The organism is Weissella paramesenteroides (assembly GCF_036327715.1).
In the GTDB taxonomy this organism is placed as follows: Bacteria; Bacillota; Bacilli; order Lactobacillales; family Lactobacillaceae; genus Weissella; species Weissella paramesenteroides.
In genome coordinates, this window is the sequence record NZ_CP130559.1 from 1463634 (window position 1) to 1479141 (window position 15508).

At 38.1% G+C, this 15508-nt stretch carries 16 protein-coding genes; 3 read left to right on the forward strand and 13 right to left on the reverse strand.

The genetic code is table 11. From position 1 onward, the window contains the following. Position 1 precedes the first annotated feature (1 nt). The 5 genes from QRX23_RS07350 to QRX23_RS07370 form a co-directional block, all read right to left on the reverse strand. Positions 2-880, reverse strand: a complete 879-nt coding sequence (locus QRX23_RS07350) for a hypothetical protein (RefSeq protein WP_330155166.1) — start codon at positions 878-880, stop codon at positions 2-4. Between the two features lie 148 nt (positions 881-1028). Further along, positions 1029-2375 carry a type I glutamate--ammonia ligase gene (gene glnA / locus QRX23_RS07355; protein ID WP_150191420.1) on the reverse strand — a complete coding sequence of 449 codons (1347 nt, stop codon included), beginning with the start codon at positions 2373-2375 and terminating at the stop codon, positions 1029-1031. Between the two features lie 35 nt (positions 2376-2410). Beyond that, complete coding sequence (locus tag QRX23_RS07360) at positions 2411-2758, reverse strand: MerR family transcriptional regulator (RefSeq protein WP_002827800.1); 348 nt, start codon at positions 2756-2758, stop codon at positions 2411-2413. 65 nt (positions 2759-2823) lie between these two features. Beyond that, the gene (miaA, locus tag QRX23_RS07365) at positions 2824-3747 is read right to left on the reverse strand and encodes a tRNA (adenosine(37)-N6)-dimethylallyltransferase MiaA (protein ID WP_330155167.1); all 924 of its coding nucleotides are present in this window, start codon (positions 3745-3747) and stop codon (positions 2824-2826) included. Between the two features lie 9 nt (positions 3748-3756). Next, positions 3757-4386 carry a glycerophosphodiester phosphodiesterase gene (locus tag QRX23_RS07370; protein WP_330155168.1) on the reverse strand — a complete coding sequence of 210 codons (630 nt, stop codon included), beginning with the start codon at positions 4384-4386 and terminating at the stop codon, positions 3757-3759. 73 nt (positions 4387-4459) lie between these two features. Between QRX23_RS07370 and QRX23_RS07375 the strand changes: the two genes are divergently transcribed. Then, positions 4460-4642 carry a DUF3042 family protein gene (locus QRX23_RS07375; RefSeq protein ID WP_002827804.1) on the forward strand — a complete coding sequence of 61 codons (183 nt, stop codon included), beginning with the start codon at positions 4460-4462 and terminating at the stop codon, positions 4640-4642. An 83-nt stretch (positions 4643-4725) separates the two neighbouring features. On the opposite strand, the gene QRX23_RS07380 is transcribed toward QRX23_RS07375, so the two are convergent. From QRX23_RS07380 to QRX23_RS07410, 7 genes are all read right to left on the reverse strand, one after another. Then, the gene (locus QRX23_RS07380; RefSeq protein WP_002827805.1) at positions 4726-5115 is read right to left on the reverse strand and encodes a rhodanese-like domain-containing protein; all 390 of its coding nucleotides are present in this window, start codon (positions 5113-5115) and stop codon (positions 4726-4728) included. A 161-nt stretch (positions 5116-5276) separates the two neighbouring features. After that, positions 5277-6059, reverse strand: coding sequence for a COG3942 and LysM peptidoglycan-binding domain-containing protein (locus QRX23_RS07385; protein ID WP_330155169.1), 783 nt, complete (start codon positions 6057-6059; stop codon positions 5277-5279). A 267-nt stretch (positions 6060-6326) separates the two neighbouring features. Beyond that, entirely contained in the window at positions 6327-7295 is a 969-nt protein-coding gene (locus tag QRX23_RS07390; RefSeq protein ID WP_330155170.1) for an ROK family glucokinase, read from the reverse strand. A 109-nt stretch (positions 7296-7404) separates the two neighbouring features. Beyond that, positions 7405-7623 (reverse strand): YqgQ family protein, encoded by a 219-nt coding sequence (locus QRX23_RS07395; protein ID WP_002827809.1) that lies wholly within the window; start codon positions 7621-7623, stop codon positions 7405-7407. A 17-nt stretch (positions 7624-7640) separates the two neighbouring features. Further along, the gene (locus QRX23_RS07400) at positions 7641-8321 is read right to left on the reverse strand and encodes a rhomboid family intramembrane serine protease (RefSeq protein WP_330155171.1); all 681 of its coding nucleotides are present in this window, start codon (positions 8319-8321) and stop codon (positions 7641-7643) included. Next, positions 8318-8872, reverse strand: coding sequence for a 5-formyltetrahydrofolate cyclo-ligase (locus QRX23_RS07405; RefSeq protein ID WP_330155172.1), 555 nt, complete (start codon positions 8870-8872; stop codon positions 8318-8320). The genes QRX23_RS07400 and QRX23_RS07405 overlap by 4 nt, the downstream gene beginning before the upstream one ends. Positions 8873-8950: 78 nt before the next feature. Beyond that, on the reverse strand, positions 8951-11005 hold the full coding sequence (locus QRX23_RS07410) for a peptidoglycan D,D-transpeptidase FtsI family protein (RefSeq protein WP_330155173.1): 2055 nt from the start codon (positions 11003-11005) through the stop codon (positions 8951-8953). A 181-nt stretch (positions 11006-11186) separates the two neighbouring features. Between QRX23_RS07410 and QRX23_RS07415 the strand changes: the two genes are divergently transcribed. Together QRX23_RS07415 and greA are read left to right on the forward strand one after the other, a co-directional pair. Further along, positions 11187-13829 (forward strand): YfhO family protein, encoded by a 2643-nt coding sequence (locus tag QRX23_RS07415; protein WP_330155174.1) that lies wholly within the window; start codon positions 11187-11189, stop codon positions 13827-13829. A gap of 110 nt (positions 13830-13939) precedes the next feature. After that, positions 13940-14425 (forward strand): transcription elongation factor GreA, encoded by a 486-nt coding sequence (gene greA / locus QRX23_RS07420; RefSeq protein WP_330155175.1) that lies wholly within the window; start codon positions 13940-13942, stop codon positions 14423-14425. A 76-nt stretch (positions 14426-14501) separates the two neighbouring features. On the opposite strand, the gene QRX23_RS07425 is transcribed toward greA, so the two are convergent. Continuing rightward, the gene (locus tag QRX23_RS07425) at positions 14502-15491 is read right to left on the reverse strand and encodes a glycosyltransferase family 2 protein (RefSeq protein ID WP_330155176.1); all 990 of its coding nucleotides are present in this window, start codon (positions 15489-15491) and stop codon (positions 14502-14504) included. Positions 15492-15508 lie beyond the last annotated feature (17 nt).

A 15508-nucleotide genomic window follows, 5' to 3' on the forward strand; every position in this document is an offset into this window, starting at 1 on the left:
CTTAAACACCTCCTTGCTCAGAAGCAACCGCTAAGCTACCAACATATTCCTCATACAAATTACCAACTGCTTGTTGAAACGCTTCAAACGTCCCAAAAGTATCCGTGATTGCTCGTTGCTCATAAATTAAAATCGTATCTTCTTTTGAATAATTCAAAATTTGGGTATTATTTTCAGCAATCAGTGCTGGTACCGTTTGCGCTTTGGCATCAGCTGAGTCCAAATGCTTTAAACGTTCTTTCAATACTTCACGTTGCTCTGATTGACCACGGTTACCAAATAAGCCGCCACGCTCCTCAGATGCTGATAATTGTGCTAGCAATTGTGTACGTTCCGCATCACGTTGATTTTGTTCATCAACAATTTTTTGCAACGTCTCATTTGCTCGGGTAGTATCTTCAATAACTTGTGCGTTATATCGATGTCCACGTGCTGATAGTTCCACTGCCTTGACGAGCTTTTCATATTCATCATCATTAAAAATAAACTTAACAGATAATGGATCCAGGATACCAAAGTGGCGCCGATCCCACCAGTTTCCAAAGTACAATTGGAAAACACCTAACTTTGTTTCTTCATAGTAAAAGAAAGGGAATTTTTCAGATAAATAATTAATTAACTTTTGTCCCAAATGATGACTCAGTTCATCTTTCATATCATCAACTAAAACTGATAATGGTCGATTTGTCTCTGCTTCAGACTTTTGACGTATTTTTAGATCATATTTCTGACTATCTAATAGTTCATATACCTGTCGGTCGTCCCCCGCAACAACCGCTGATTGAATACTAGTCAAGTAGTCTAGTTTCATCTGCAATTTTTGTTGTAATACGGATTGATTCGACGGTAAATCTGTCTGAATGTATGGCGTACTTTCCATCTCAACCCCTCCTATTTTTATAATCATTAATAAATTGATTAGATTTGGCGATTAAAATAATGCCTACTACTATCATACAACCTAAACTTAAAAAACAGCGCGACTTGAGGACAAGTTAGCGCTGTTTTTTATAAGTTTTAAACAAATTTTAGTATTGTTCTAGGTATGTGTCAATTTCCCACTGTGAAACTTCACGACGGTAGGCCTGATACTCAAGACGCTTAGCATCAACGAACGTACGACCCATGTGTTCACCAATTGCTGCCATAACAACATCATCGCTATCCAAGAAGTTAATTGCTTCGAATAATGTGTCTGGCAAATCAGTAATACCTGCACGACGACGCTCAGCATCATCCATTAAGTAGATATTACGATCAACCGCATGATTTGGTTCCAATTTGTTCTCAATACCATCTAATCCAGCAGCCAAAATAGCCGCGAAAGCTAAGTATGGATTAGCGGTAGGGTCCACAGAACGTAATTCAAGTCGGGTTGAATTACCACGTGATGCTGGGACACGCACCATTGGTGAACGATTTGATCCTGACCAAGCAACATATACAGGTGCTTCATAACCAGGTGTTAGACGCTTATATGAGTTAACAGTTGGATTTGTAATTGCTGTAAAGTTAGCCGCGTGCTCTAATACACCGCCTAAGAAATGATAAGCTGTCTCTGATAATTGTAATTCACCATCTTCATCGTAGAATGCATTACCTTCATCAGTAAACAATGACATATTCGTATGCATCCCATTACCATTGATACCAGAAATTGGCTTTGGCAAGAAGGTTGCATATAGACCATGCTTGCGAGCGATAGTTTTAACAATCAATTTGAATGTCTGAATATTATCAGCTGCATCTAAAGCATCAGCGTACTTGAAATCTACCTCATGTTGTCCTGGGGCAACTTCGTGATGGGCCGCTTCAACTTCAAAGCCCATTTTTTCCATTTCAAGTACGATTTCACGACGAGTATTTTCACCCATATCCAAAGGTGCCAAATCAAAATAGCCACCTTTATCATTCAAATTCATTGTTGGCTTACCGTTCTCGTCCATCTTTAGCAAGAAGAATTCGGGCTCAGTACCAATATTGAATTTCGTAAAACCATCCGCAGTCATTTGCTGTAAGACACGCTTTAAGTTATTTCGTGGATCACCAGCAAATGGCTCACGATCAGATGTGTAGATATCAGCAATAAGACGTGCCACTTTTCCACCATGTTCATCAGTTGCCCATGGGAAAATCATAAATGTTGATAAGTCAGGATAAAGGTACATGTCTGATTCTTCAATACGCACAAAACCTTCAATAGATGACCCATCAAACATTAAATTATTAGCTAAAACTTTCTCTAATTGAGAAACCGGCACCTCAACATTTTTAATGTTGCCAAAAACGTCTGAAAATTGCAGACGTAAAAATTCAACATTTTCATCAACAATTTTCTGTCGAATATCATCTTTTGTGTATGCTCTACGTACCATTAGTTCAATTCTCCTTTATCCTATATAACAACATCTTAAAATCTTTGTTGACCGTTAAATCGACCAATATTTAATAATTCGTCAGCTAATATATGACGTAAACTTTCCTCGGAAGGATCTGTATTCTTTTGTTTACGCTGTTGTTTTTGATCAACTTCATGAATTTCAGCAACAGTGTAACCCGCATCCAAATACTCAGCAATCTGTAGCAGACGATCAACATCTTCCAATGAAAAACGCCGTTGTTTACCCGCACCTCTGTGTGGTTCAATTAACCCCTGCTGGTCATAATAACGTACTTGACGATCTGTTAAACCCGTCAATTCTCGCACAACGCTCATTGGTAAGACAGCTAAATCACGTCGTAATTCTCGTCCACTCATATCACTGACCTCCCTATGACTAGCATATTACCACTCTCGTGCACGTTATTGGTCATTAATGTCAGCTATTCTAACATGAAATTGTTTAATTGGTCCATAATTTGGTCTAGTTCGTCAGGTTGTTGCACTAGGTCAAACCAGTGAATATCCTGAAACTGGTTATTAAACCACGTCATTTGACGCTTCGCATATCGACGTGATGCCTGCTTTAACCTCATCACTACCTCTGCATAAGACTCATCGCCTGTCAGGTAACCGAATAACTCTTTATAGCCAATTGCTCGTTTTGCCGTACTTTCATCTGGTAAATGATAGACTAATTCTGCCTCAGCTAGAACTCCTGACATCATCATGTCATCAACCCGTTGATTAATACGTTCATATAATAAAGATCGCTCAGTTTTCAGGCCAATAATGAACGCATCATATTGGCGTTTGGGTTCTGGCTGTAATGAAGAAAATGGCTGCCCAGTCTGAGTACTAACCAATAGCGCACGGACCAATCGACGAATTTGTCCTGGTAAAATTCGCTCTTCACTGACAGCATCAACTTTTTTCAAAGCATCTCTGACAACCTGCTCACCATCCCTATGAGCAATTTCTGTCCAATATCGTACGAATTCTGGATCATCAATATCAGATGTTTTCGCTAAAGGTCGATCCCCTAATAATGCCTGGACATAAAATCCTGTGCCACCAACCAATATCGGTAATTTTCCCCGTTCGCTAATATCAGTGATTGCCTTTTGTGCAGCAGTCACAAACTTTGCTGCAGAATAATTTTCATCAGGATCTGCAATATTAATTAAGTGATGGGGAACTTCTAATTGTTCAGCAACCGTTGCCTTTGCTGTGCCAATATCTAAGTTACGATAAATTTGCATGGAATCCCCTGACACAATTTCACCGTTAAACTTTTTGGCTAATTTAATTGATAGTGCTGTTTTACCAACTGCAGTCGGACCCACAATGACAACAATTTTTTTCATGATTAATTTTTATTTCCTTCTTCGATATTTCAGTGCTTGGCTTATATTATCAGTGATAATTGCCGAAACTACCGTATGCATCAACAGCCAAGTCACGCTTGGTCGATTAATTGTCCACCAATAGGTTGGCAACCGCCAAGGTGAAAATATGCGCAGTGGCGCATAACGATAATCTAAGTTAACTTGCTGAATAATTTTATTTTTTGCCAATTGCCAGCTTAGTCGATTTGGATAGTGTCGCAAATAACCAATCGGGATTTCTTTATCTAATGCCCGCCATTCACGTAATGGTCGCTCCCAAAATGATTGCAACATCAGCTCGTTATCCAGCGCAGCCTCCTGCAACTGCTGATAAAGTTCTTTCGCCCCTTCACTGCCTTTTAATTCAATTAACAGAAAGCCACGATACTTTGATGCTTTGATTAAATTTAAAAATTCCTGAAAGGTCGGTAAATTTGCAGTTTCTTCTTCATTTATATCGTGCTTTAACACTAATCGATGATTGGCTAATTGAACATCGAGCTCTAATCCTTCTGCATCCATGTCAATTGCACGTTGGAAGGCAGCCAATGAGTTTTCTGGTGTTCCATGATCATGCACACCACGATGGGCAATGATTGTTTGTTTTGATAAATGCATTTTAATACCTCTATTTATTAAATGCTGTTAAATATGTTAGAATAATCTTAATAAAAATTTGGAGGATCATCGTATGAAAAAATTTGGGGTTGGCGTTCTTACCGGAGTAGCAAGTACTATTGCAGCTGCAGCAACTGCGGCTGTGACTTTCCATAAGATTGCAGTAAAACCAATTACCGATGAAGAGGCAAAGTTTGAAGATACTGAGCGTAAGGCTGCTCGTAAAGCCGCTCAATCACACGGTAACCGTTTCTAATAATTACATGATAACAAAAAACCAGCTAGATGGCGTATTAACCTTATTCATAAAGTTAATACAATATCTAGCTGGTTTTACTTTTACTGATTGGTCTTTACTTTACCTTTGTAGTCAACAAACCCATTTTTTAAAACATACAATTGGTTGTAGCCTTCTTTTTTTAACATCTTGGCTAATCGAGCAGCAGTCTGCATATTCTCATCGTACAAAAATACTGGTCTGTCCTTGCGCAATGCAGCATGGTTTTCCTTTAACATTACGTACTGAATGTTACGGGCACCAAAGACATGCTTTGACTTAAATTTGGCAGGTTCACGTATATCAACAATATCATGTCCGTGACTCTGTGATTCAAAATCCTCGGATGATAGAACTGTCGCAGATTTTTTCAACATGTTGTTTGTCCACAACTTGTTACCAACATACCACAAGAACCAAAGTAAAATAATCGTAAATAGCGTTATCCACATGCTATAATTCCTCATTTCTTAACTCATACTTATAATATCATATCAAAAATTCGAACAGAAATCTTTTAAAAATCCTAGAACACTCAAAAAAAGCTAGGACTCTGTTCTAAGGTCCCAGCTTTTTTGAAATTTACTTCTCATTTATTATTTAAGGGTAATAATTAATGGATGAATGTCAAACCTGAGGCAGAAATTGTACGTGTATGATAAGCCATACCAGCGTAGTTACCTTCAGAAATTGTAATTGAGTTGCCGTTAACTGAGTCAACAACAGCAACGTGTCCCAAAGCACCTGCACCTTGCACACCTGCGCCAAAGACAACTACTGAACCTGCTGATGGTTGACCATTAACAACACGGCCTGCTGCGGCAGCAGAAGCACCCCAGCCAGAAGCATTTCCCCAGTTGTTACCAACCCATGATAATGCGTTCTTCACAAACCATGTGCATTGTCCAGCTGGATATGAATTACCTGCTGTACTGTAAGTTGGTGCAGCTGGTGTTGCTACTTCAGTAGTAGCAGCTTGTGCTGTCGTAGTCGTTGCAGTTTTTTCAACATTTTGAGTTTGTGCGTTTGTGTTGTTAGTTGATGCCTTGTCATTAGTTGTAGTTGCTGAAGCATCTAACTTCAAAACTTCGCCAACGTGGATTGTATTTACGTCTGACACACCATTTGCTGATGCAATTTCATCAACTGACAAATCAGTTGCAGCAGCAATTGTTGAAAGTGTGTCACCTGACTGAACAGTGTATTCCTTACCAGCTGTTAGTAAGAAAGATTTAACATCTTCAACAGTTTTTGCACGCCATGAAGCATGTGAGTCATTGCTATCTTTTGTTTCATCAGCAGATGCAGTTGTTGTTTGTGTCATTGGTAAAATTGCAGCAGCAGTTGCGGCGGCAATCAACCAACCCTTATTTGAACGTTGTGCGTTTGAAGTCATGTGTTTATTCCCCTTGATTTGTGATTGTTCTCTCAGCGATGTTTTTATAATAGCAAGTTGATTTAACATCCGAGTTACATTGATATAACAGTATTTTAATAAAAATTTAGGGTTTACTTGTTATTGAAAAATCAAGCGTTCTTCAAAAACGTTGTTATATCAACGATTAAAAGGAATTTTAAAGACTTTATTAAGAAAATAGGCAATCTTTACAAAAAAATAATTTGTAACATTTTGTTACAAATTATTCAAAGGTGTATTTATTTTTTAAGCCTGGGCTTGTAATGCCAAGGAAGCTGCACCATAAGCACCTGCATCATTACCCAATTCTGCTAATTTCACTTCTGTCACATCACGTGTCATCTTAAAGGCAAAATCATTGAAATTCTTTTGTACTCGCGTTAGCAAGAACTCACCTGCTGCCGAAACACCACCACCGATAACAATTGCTGATGGATTCAACATGTTCGCAATATTTGCTGTGGCTAGACCAAGGTAAAAGGCAACCTTATCAACAACCTCATTGGCTAGGTAATCACCTTCCTTGGCCAAGTCAAATACGATCTTTGAAGTGATTTCATCACCATTTGAGACCATTGCCTTCAATTTTGAATCACCAGCATAGGCATCTGCATAATCATGTGCTAAGTGCACAATTCCTGTTGCTGAAGTGTATTGTTCTAGACAACCATAGTTACCACAAGTACATAGGTAACCACCAGGCTCAACGATCATATGACCAATTTCACCTGCTGATCCTTTAACACCATGGATTAATTTACCTTCATTAACTAATCCACCACCAACACCTGTTCCAAGCGTCACAAAGACTACTTCCGGTTGATTGTTTCCAGCACCACGCCATTGTTCACCCAACGCTGCCGCATTTGCATCATTATCAATTGCAACAGGGAAACCTAAACCAGCTTCCAAATCTGCCTTTACATTTTGTGGTTCTTTCCAATTTAGATTGAATGCTCCCTGTACCGTACCGTTCTTTTCATCGACAGTACCTGGTGTCCCCATACCAACACCAATGACGCGATCTTTATCTAATTGATATAAATCAAGATGATAGTTAATTGACTCAATAATATCAGGAACAATATGGCTCCCTTCGTCAAGAATATTGGTTTGAATAGACCACTTCTGTTGAATTTCACCAGTTGCCGTCATAATTGCAAATTTAATTGTGGTACCACCCAAATCAATACCAATTAATTTATCTTTCGCCATGATTTAAAACCTCTTTTTCAAAAAAATATTATAAAATCTCCAACACTTTCTGTACCATTATAACGGTATCTAAACGATTACACAATAGATTTGTGAAAACGTTTACAAATCATTCTTGCGACGTTATCCCTTGACGACGCTCCTCCATCTCGTGTTCATGAGTTAATACTAATTTAATTTGCGCATATTTCTTATTTTCTAATAACCCTGCTTTATATAAGTTATCAATTTCAATTGCTGCTAATTCAATGTCCCACAAACGATTACCTAGATGAATATAAATATCATATTTTTTCAGTAGTTGTAAAACATCTAAAAAAGTTCTCATTATTTTTACTCCTCAATTTAACGGTAACCAAAACCAACCGTTAACAATATACCGATATAAATGATCAATCCAAGTGCCGCAACGATTTTTTGTTTACCTGTGGCTTGCCCCTTTCTCAGCAGAAGTGGTGCAATTAAAAAGCCACTAGCTAACCCACCAATATGCGCACTTATTGCGATATTCGTACCCCCAAATATTGGTATTAGGGACAATATAACAAATATGCCCAACGTCTTTGCCTGTGTCAACCAAAATCCTTGTTTATCGAGTAATCCTAAAAGAAAAATCATACCAAACAAGCCAAAAATTCCGCCTGAGGCACCAGCTGAAATCGCAGTTATCGACCCAAAAGCTAGTGAATTCAAACTACCGATAATAATAGCAGTTATATATCCAATAAAATATTTCAAACTACCAAGGTACTGTTCCAATAATCGTCCCACATAATACAGCGTTATCATATTGAGAATCAAATGCATGAATGTTACGTGTAAAAATCCTGCCGTAATCAATCGCCACCATTGATGCATCATCACAACTGCTGGTGTAAACATCGCTCCTAAATGATACAGTGTCTGCGTTGAAACACCCATTTGTCCACTCACGACAACTTCACCAATAAAAATGACAACCATGCATCCGATTAATGAAGTAGTTACTGGCGCTTGTTGCCATGTTATTTTAAAGTTTCTCATCATGATTCACTATCCAATACGATTACCTGATCAACCACCTGGTCGGTTTCTTCAATTGGCCAAGTTGGTTGTTCATACAAATTTTTTGTCACAGTCGTAGAAACTTTGATAGCTTTAACTTTCGGTAGCCAACGATCATAATAGCCACCACCAAAACCGATTCGGTCACCATTACGTGTAAATGCCAAACCAGGTACTAGAACAAAGTCAATTTTACTTGGTGAAACGACCCGACCACCAACTGGCTCTAACATACCAAATTTATGTCTAGCATATACAGTTTCACGATTTATCGTTGTAAATTCCATCTGTCGCTTGGGTAGAACACGAGGCAAAACCACTATTTTATTTTGTAATAGCGCAATTTGAATCAATAGTTCAGTAGATAATTCTTCATCTTGCGACATTGTTAGTGCAACCGTCTTAGCTTGTCGCCAAGCTGGTAAGGCCGTCACTTTTTTGACCATATTCTGCATCAGGTAAGTTTTCATCATATCAGACATTCCTGATAAATTTGCTGAAGCTTGTTCTCGAATTGATAATTTTGTTGTCATATTTCCCCCGTATAGTAAAAGCACCGAATGTTGTCCCTTTCTTGATGATTGGTCCTCACTCAGTGCTTTCATTATATACTATTTTGTTGCTGAACCTGAATCTTGTACATCTTTCCAATAGGCAGTGTAAATAGCTTTTGCAATTTTTTGGTTAACATTTTCATTGGCCTGATCAACGCCAGGTACAACAATTGCCATTGCAACATCGGAATTAGGAACAAATGAAATCAATGAGCTAGTCAATGTTGAATGTCCATCAGTAAATGTCTCAGCCGTTCCAGTCTTTGCAGAAACTGCAGGTTTAATATCCTTTAGTCCAGTTCCAGTTGCATAACTCGAACTACTGTGAACAACTTCATTCATACCATCCCAAATCATCTGACGCTGTGCCGCTGTCCAGTTAACGGTTCCCATAACTTCTGTTGGTATGGTCGTTGTAATTTTATTATTATTTCGGTCACGTGTCGTAATTGCCTGTACGATATGTGGACGAATACGATAACCCCCATTTGCAATGGTTGCCGCATATTGAGCAAGCTGCATCGTTGTATAGGTATCATACTGACCGAATGATTCATCCAACGCCTTACCAATATCTGAACGCGATGTTGAACCACGAATACCTGTAATTTCACCAGGTAAATCAATACCCGTCTTAACTCCTAAACCAAAGCGAGAAAAGCCATCACGCATCGTTTGGAAAACACTAGTTGGTAATGATGCCAATGACATCCCCTCATAGTAGTTCAAACCACCAAGTTTCAGCATAATTTGCATAACATACGTATTAGATGACATCATCAACGCCTTGTCTGCAGTTAGTGGCATGTTACCACTACCATTTTGATTCCACCAAGATGTTTTAGCAGCAGTTCCGGCAACCTTAATTGGTTGGTCGGTCAATGTACTATTTTGTGGTGTAATCACGTTGTTCATAAATCCAGTTGTAATGGTTGCTGGCTTAACAACAGAACCAACAACATTAGCCTGATTAACCGTTGACAAAGCGTCTGATGTTAAGGAACCAGTCGACGAGTCACGATTAATTCCTGAAGACGCGTAAACGCCACCAGTCTTAGGATTTAGAACAACCGCATATGCACCTGTTGTATATCCACTAGGAATATTATCTTTTAAGATTTGTTCCACATCATTTTGGAATTTATTATTAATTGTCAAATTAAGATTTCCACCGGCTTGACCAGCATAGAGTGTTTCTTCTGTGGTCTTATCATCCTTACCAGTGGTGACCTTAACACGACCCTTAGAACCCTTCAATGTATCTTCATACTGTTTTTCCAAATATGATGTACCAACGATATCATCTCGTGAGTAACCTTTGGTCAATAATTCGTTAACTGAATCTGATGGTAAACCACTTTTAGAAGTTGATGTTGCACCAATTAATGACTTAATATCATTGCCACCTGGATAATCACGTGTGTAGTAAATACCAACACGCACACCTGGCATCTTAGATTGTCGTTCACCAATGTTAGCAATTTCTGATTGCTTCACGTCACTTTCCTTAAGATAAACAGTAGATAGTGAATAGGCATTGGCCATCTTTTGGAAAATTAGCGCCTTATTTAATTGTGCATCAGTCAACGTGAATTGATCTTGATGTTTTTCAACATATTTTGTCAATGCATTAACATAGGCATCTGTACCAGGCGCGGTCGCCGTACCAGAAGCTTTTGCAACTTTTTGAGCACGCTTTGTAGATTGGATATAATACATGGCAAAATTAGCTCCAGATAATTGCTCAGAGCTTGTATCAATCGTGACATATTTACCAACCTGATTAGCAACTTTATACATTTGCTTATTTGTAATCGTCCGTGGCTTCGTGTAAGTAATGGCCTGTGAACCCTTATTCGTAACCAATACTTTACCAGTACTATCGTAGATTAATCCACGTTGCACGTTGGTTTTCTCAATGCTGGATTCAGCGCTAGTTACCTCTGTTTTATATTTGGCACTATCCGTGATTTGTAAATTAACCAATCGCCATCCTAATGCTACCAACATTAAAATCACAATACCCATTAAAACATTTAGCCGAACTGGTATCCGAGACATTGAACCCTTTTTGGTTTTACGACGGCTACCATGGCGTTTAGGAGATCGCATAATCTAAACCCTTTCCTTCATTCTCTAGTCTACTCATTGTAGCATAAATCAAGACGACCAAGCCTTAATCGAGCAACTGGATTTTCAAAACTCTCTAACAACTGATTATAAATCATAGTCGAGTGCCTGTCATTTTTATGTTTTAATAGTATTAACTGAAATTAACTTGGAGAACTATTTTATGTTTACAAATATTAATCCTCTCAAATGGCGAACATCGACCAAGGCACTTTGGATTAGTTTCCTATTACCAATAGTGATTATGCTTACCTATTTTGCAAGTCGTCATATGGCACCATTTGGGTCAAGTTCCATATTAACAGTCGATCTTGGCCAGCAATACATTGACTTCTATGCTGGTTTTCGTCAGACAGTATTACATGATCCCTTGCGCATCTTCTATGATTTTTCTAAAGGATTGGGTGGTGAGACTTATGGTGATTGGGCCTATTATTTACTAAGTCCAACAAACTTTTTATTACTCCCTTTCTCAAATGTACATTTACCAGCTGCAATCCTCTTGCTAACTGTTCTAAAATACGGATTAGCTGGTTGGAGTTTTGCTTTCGCATTACGCAAAATGCACTGGCAAATTGGCTGGCGCCTACCACTATTTGCCGTTTCTTATGCTTTCATGGGCTGGTTTGTTGCAAATGATTTAAACTTATTGTGGTTAGATGCTGCCATTCTCCTGCCACTAATTGTCACTGGATTAGAATACTATCTTACTCATGAAAAAGGCTGGCCATTCATGCTCGCACTAACAGCGGTCATTATTATCAACTACTATATGGCCTACATGATTGGTATCTTCTTGATTCTGTACTTTATCTGGCGTCTAACTTGGCAACCCTATCGTTTAAAAGAGCGCTTGACGATGTTACGCCGCTTTATTTTAGGTGGTGTCATTAGCATTGGACTAGCGACATTTGTCTGGTTGCCAACAGCTTATACACTAATGAACAGTAAGGGCCAGCATATGTTGGCTAACTTAAGTTGGAAGTTTGACTATCAACCAGCAGATATTATAGGAAAACTTTTTCTAGGCACATTTAACTTTGAACAAATGCCTACCGGTTTACCTAATATCTTCATTGGTAGTCTTCCCATTATCATTCTATGGTTTTTCTTTACCTTAAAAAATATTCGCTGGCAAACACGGCTAACCGCACTTATTATTACTGCGATTCTTGTTATCTCAATGATGTATGCCCCATTAAATCTCTTTTGGCACGGATTCCAATTTCCTGTTTGGTATCCCTACCGCTTTTCATATTTGTTCAGTTTTTGGATTTTATGGTTGGTTGCATCTGTCTGGTCACCATATTTACGATTATCTTGGTTCCAGTTTTTAACATTATTGATTCTTACTAGCGGTGGTTTCATTTACTTATTCTCACGAATGTCGAGTCTCAATTTCTTGACAACTGCCCAACTATATATTGGTGGTGGTTTCTTTATTGTTCTGCTACTACTACACGTGATGCCTGCAAAAATTAAATTCTGGTTACCAATCGTTACCTTATTAGTGATTGGGGAAATGACAACCAGCACTGTTTGGACCTTAAATAATTTTAGTTACCTGACCAATACTGAATATCAAACATATATTCGTAGTCTTAACGCGATAACCAAGGATTTACCAAAAAGTAAAACTGACTTTTACCGGGTTGCACAGTCTTTCCAACGAACAAAGGGTGATCCGCTTCAAGGCAATTTTAATGGTGCATCAACGTTCAGTTCGGCATTAGAACACCAGCAAAGCGATATTATGGCTGCACTGGGACAACCTGAAGGTGATAACTATATCGCCTACTCAAGCGGTACATTAATGACCGACTCTCTATTAGGTATGCGTTATCTACTGCAACCCACTGGTAGTCAACCAGCAGTTAATGGCACACCAACAAATATGCAAACATACTCACGATCAGATACGAATGGCACGTATCGTTTAGTTAAGCAAACCAAACAGACCATTCTATCCCAGAATCCGAATGCATTACCATTGGGATTTGCCGCAAGTGATAATGTTCGAAACGTCAAATTTAAGGAAAATGATCCTTTGCGCAACCAAAACATTTTGTGGGAGAGTTTAAATGGGTATAATCAACAACCCATTTTTACGAGTGCTAATTTTTCAAAATCAAGCGCAAGTAACTTGAATGCACCATCAACTATTACCGGTGCCTATTTAACAAAGACAAATGCTGGTGAAGGTGCCTCACTAACATTAACCTATGTACCAACATCAAATAATCCATACTATCTGACACTAGGTAATGCTGTGACAAATGATAATTTGGAAATTCAACTAAACGGGCAAACTCTACCTGCTATTCCAAGTCATCGCCATACGATTATTGTGCCACTGCCTGCTGATACAAAAGGACAATCTCAGGAAATTACACTTTCACTGAAAAAGAAAGATATTTGGTTACAAAACGTTTCATTGTACCAAGGTAATAAAGCACAATTAAATCGACAATCAAAATCATTGCAACAGCATCCATACAAAATTAATCATCAATCACCGATTAAAATTAGTGGTGATATTACGATTCCTAAAAACGATAGTATGATGATGACAACTATTCCTAAGGCAGCCGGTTGGCAAGTTTATGTTGATGGCAAAGCAACGGACACCGTTACTGTTGGTAAATTCTTTATCGGTGTACCACTTGAACCTGGTCACCATGAGGTAACTTTCAAATTTAAAACGCCTTTGTTTAAACTCGGTGCGATTATAACACTAGGTTTTCTTCTAATTATCATGGGCTTCAAATGGTCTGAAAGTAAGAAAAGACAGCACACATTGTTTTAAAAACCCCGAAAAGTTCTTTACACACGCATGTCTGCGTGGTAATGTAAACCTTGAAACTTTGGGGATACCATTAGTCTAAATAAATTTTTAATGCACAGGAGAACTTAGTCATGGCTGAAGAAAAAACATTTCCAATGACTCTCGAGGGAAAAGCCAAAATCGAAGAGGAATTAAACACACTAATCACAGAAACACGTTCTGAAATTACTGGACGTATTCAACTAGCACGTAGTTTTGGGGACTTATCAGAAAATTCTGAATATGCTTCAGCAAAGGATGAACAAGCCTTTGTTGAAGGTCGTATCAAAACTCTACAAAACATGCTTGATAATGCTGAAATCATTGATTCTTCAGAGATTGCTGATGATGAAGTTGCTGTCGGTAAGAAAGTGACTTTTAAAGAATTACCAGATGAAGAACCAGAATCATATAGTATTGTCGGAGCTGTTGAAGCTAACCCATCAGAAGGTAAAATTTCAAATGAATCACCAATTGCGGCTGCCCTAATCGGTCACAAAGTTGGGGATACAGTTTCCGTAACATTACCTAATGGTTTTGACATGGATATTGAAATTCTTTCTGTTGAAATTGCTTAATTCTTAAAAAATAAAAGGCGAGCACAAATTTTTTTAAAATTTGTGCTCGCCTTTTTTATTGTCAAATCATATTTGCTTAACTAACCTGTTTACTGTTCTTTACAAAGCTACCGGTTTCATCTTCAATATGAAATAATGGACGTTGCTTTACCTCATTAAATATTTTACCGATATAAACACCAACTATTGAAATGGCAATCAAGTTAATACCACCGAGTAACCAAATCGAAATCATTAATGAAGACCACCCAGCCTCCGTATTTCCGAAAATCTTAGCAAATAAAGTATAAATTATCTCTAACCCGGCCACACTAAGAATTAACGTTCCAATACCAAATAATAGCCGAATAGGTTGCACACTGAAACTAGTAATGCCGTCAATTGCAAAACTCAACATTTTTTTCAATGGATATTTTGATTGTCCTGCCTGCCGTTCTCGCCGTTCATAGAACACCTGTGTTGATTGATATCCTACCAATGGTACCATCGCTCTTAAAAACACATTTCTTTCCGGCATTTTTAACAACTCTTGCACAGCTGTCCAACTCATTAATCGAAAGTCAGCATGATTCGGTATCAATTTTACACCCAGTAAAGACGATATCTTGTAAAAAAACAAAGCAGAATTTCGTTTAAACCATGTATCTTCCTTCCGGCTAGATCTGACACCATATACGATTTCATTACCCTCATTGTATTTCAAAATCATGTTCTGAATAACTTCAGGACTATCTTGTAAATCCGCATCCAGTGTAATGAGAATATCTGCCAATTTAGCACCTTCTGTCATCCCCGCTAATAAAGCAGCCTGATGTCCAAAATTACGTGACAATTTAACACCAATCAAGTCAGCATGTGTTAATTCCTTCTGCTGAAGAATTTGCCATGTCTCGTCAGACGAACCATCATCAACTACCAAAATAAAGCTATTCATACTAATTAAATTATTTTTTATCAGCTCCAATTTAATATCATGTAATCTTGTTAAGGTCGTTGGTAACACTTCTTGTTCATTATATGCAGGTAAAATTAGACCTAAACGCGGTTTCTCTTTTCTTAATGTCATATAATGTCACTCCTTTC

Coding starts and splice junctions, on each gene's coding strand:
- QRX23_RS07350 (WP_330155166.1), bottom strand. CDS start 880: ATGGAAAGTACGCCATACATTCAGACAGATTTACCGTCGAATCAATCC.
- glnA (WP_150191420.1), bottom strand. CDS start 2,375: ATGGTACGTAGAGCATACACAAAAGATGATATTCGACAGAAAATTGTT.
- QRX23_RS07360 (WP_002827800.1), bottom strand. CDS start 2,758: ATGAGTGGACGAGAATTACGACGTGATTTAGCTGTCTTACCAATGAGC.
- miaA (WP_330155167.1), bottom strand. CDS start 3,747: ATGAAAAAAATTGTTGTCATTGTGGGTCCGACTGCAGTTGGTAAAACA.
- QRX23_RS07370 (WP_330155168.1), bottom strand. CDS start 4,386: ATGCATTTATCAAAACAAACAATCATTGCCCATCGTGGTGTGCATGAT.
- QRX23_RS07375 (WP_002827804.1), top strand. CDS start 4,460: ATGAAAAAATTTGGGGTTGGCGTTCTTACCGGAGTAGCAAGTACTATT.
- QRX23_RS07380 (WP_002827805.1), bottom strand. CDS start 5,115: ATGTGGATAACGCTATTTACGATTATTTTACTTTGGTTCTTGTGGTAT.
- QRX23_RS07385 (WP_330155169.1), bottom strand. CDS start 6,059: ATGACTTCAAACGCACAACGTTCAAATAAGGGTTGGTTGATTGCCGCC.
- QRX23_RS07390 (WP_330155170.1), bottom strand. CDS start 7,295: ATGGCGAAAGATAAATTAATTGGTATTGATTTGGGTGGTACCACAATT.
- QRX23_RS07395 (WP_002827809.1), bottom strand. CDS start 7,623: ATGAGAACTTTTTTAGATGTTTTACAACTACTGAAAAAATATGATATT.
- QRX23_RS07400 (WP_330155171.1), bottom strand. CDS start 8,321: ATGATGAGAAACTTTAAAATAACATGGCAACAAGCGCCAGTAACTACT.
- QRX23_RS07405 (WP_330155172.1), bottom strand. CDS start 8,872: ATGACAACAAAATTATCAATTCGAGAACAAGCTTCAGCAAATTTATCA.
- QRX23_RS07410 (WP_330155173.1), bottom strand. CDS start 11,005: ATGCGATCTCCTAAACGCCATGGTAGCCGTCGTAAAACCAAAAAGGGT.
- QRX23_RS07415 (WP_330155174.1), top strand. CDS start 11,187: ATGTTTACAAATATTAATCCTCTCAAATGGCGAACATCGACCAAGGCA.
- greA (WP_330155175.1), top strand. CDS start 13,940: ATGGCTGAAGAAAAAACATTTCCAATGACTCTCGAGGGAAAAGCCAAA.
- QRX23_RS07425 (WP_330155176.1), bottom strand. CDS start 15,491: ATGACATTAAGAAAAGAGAAACCGCGTTTAGGTCTAATTTTACCTGCA.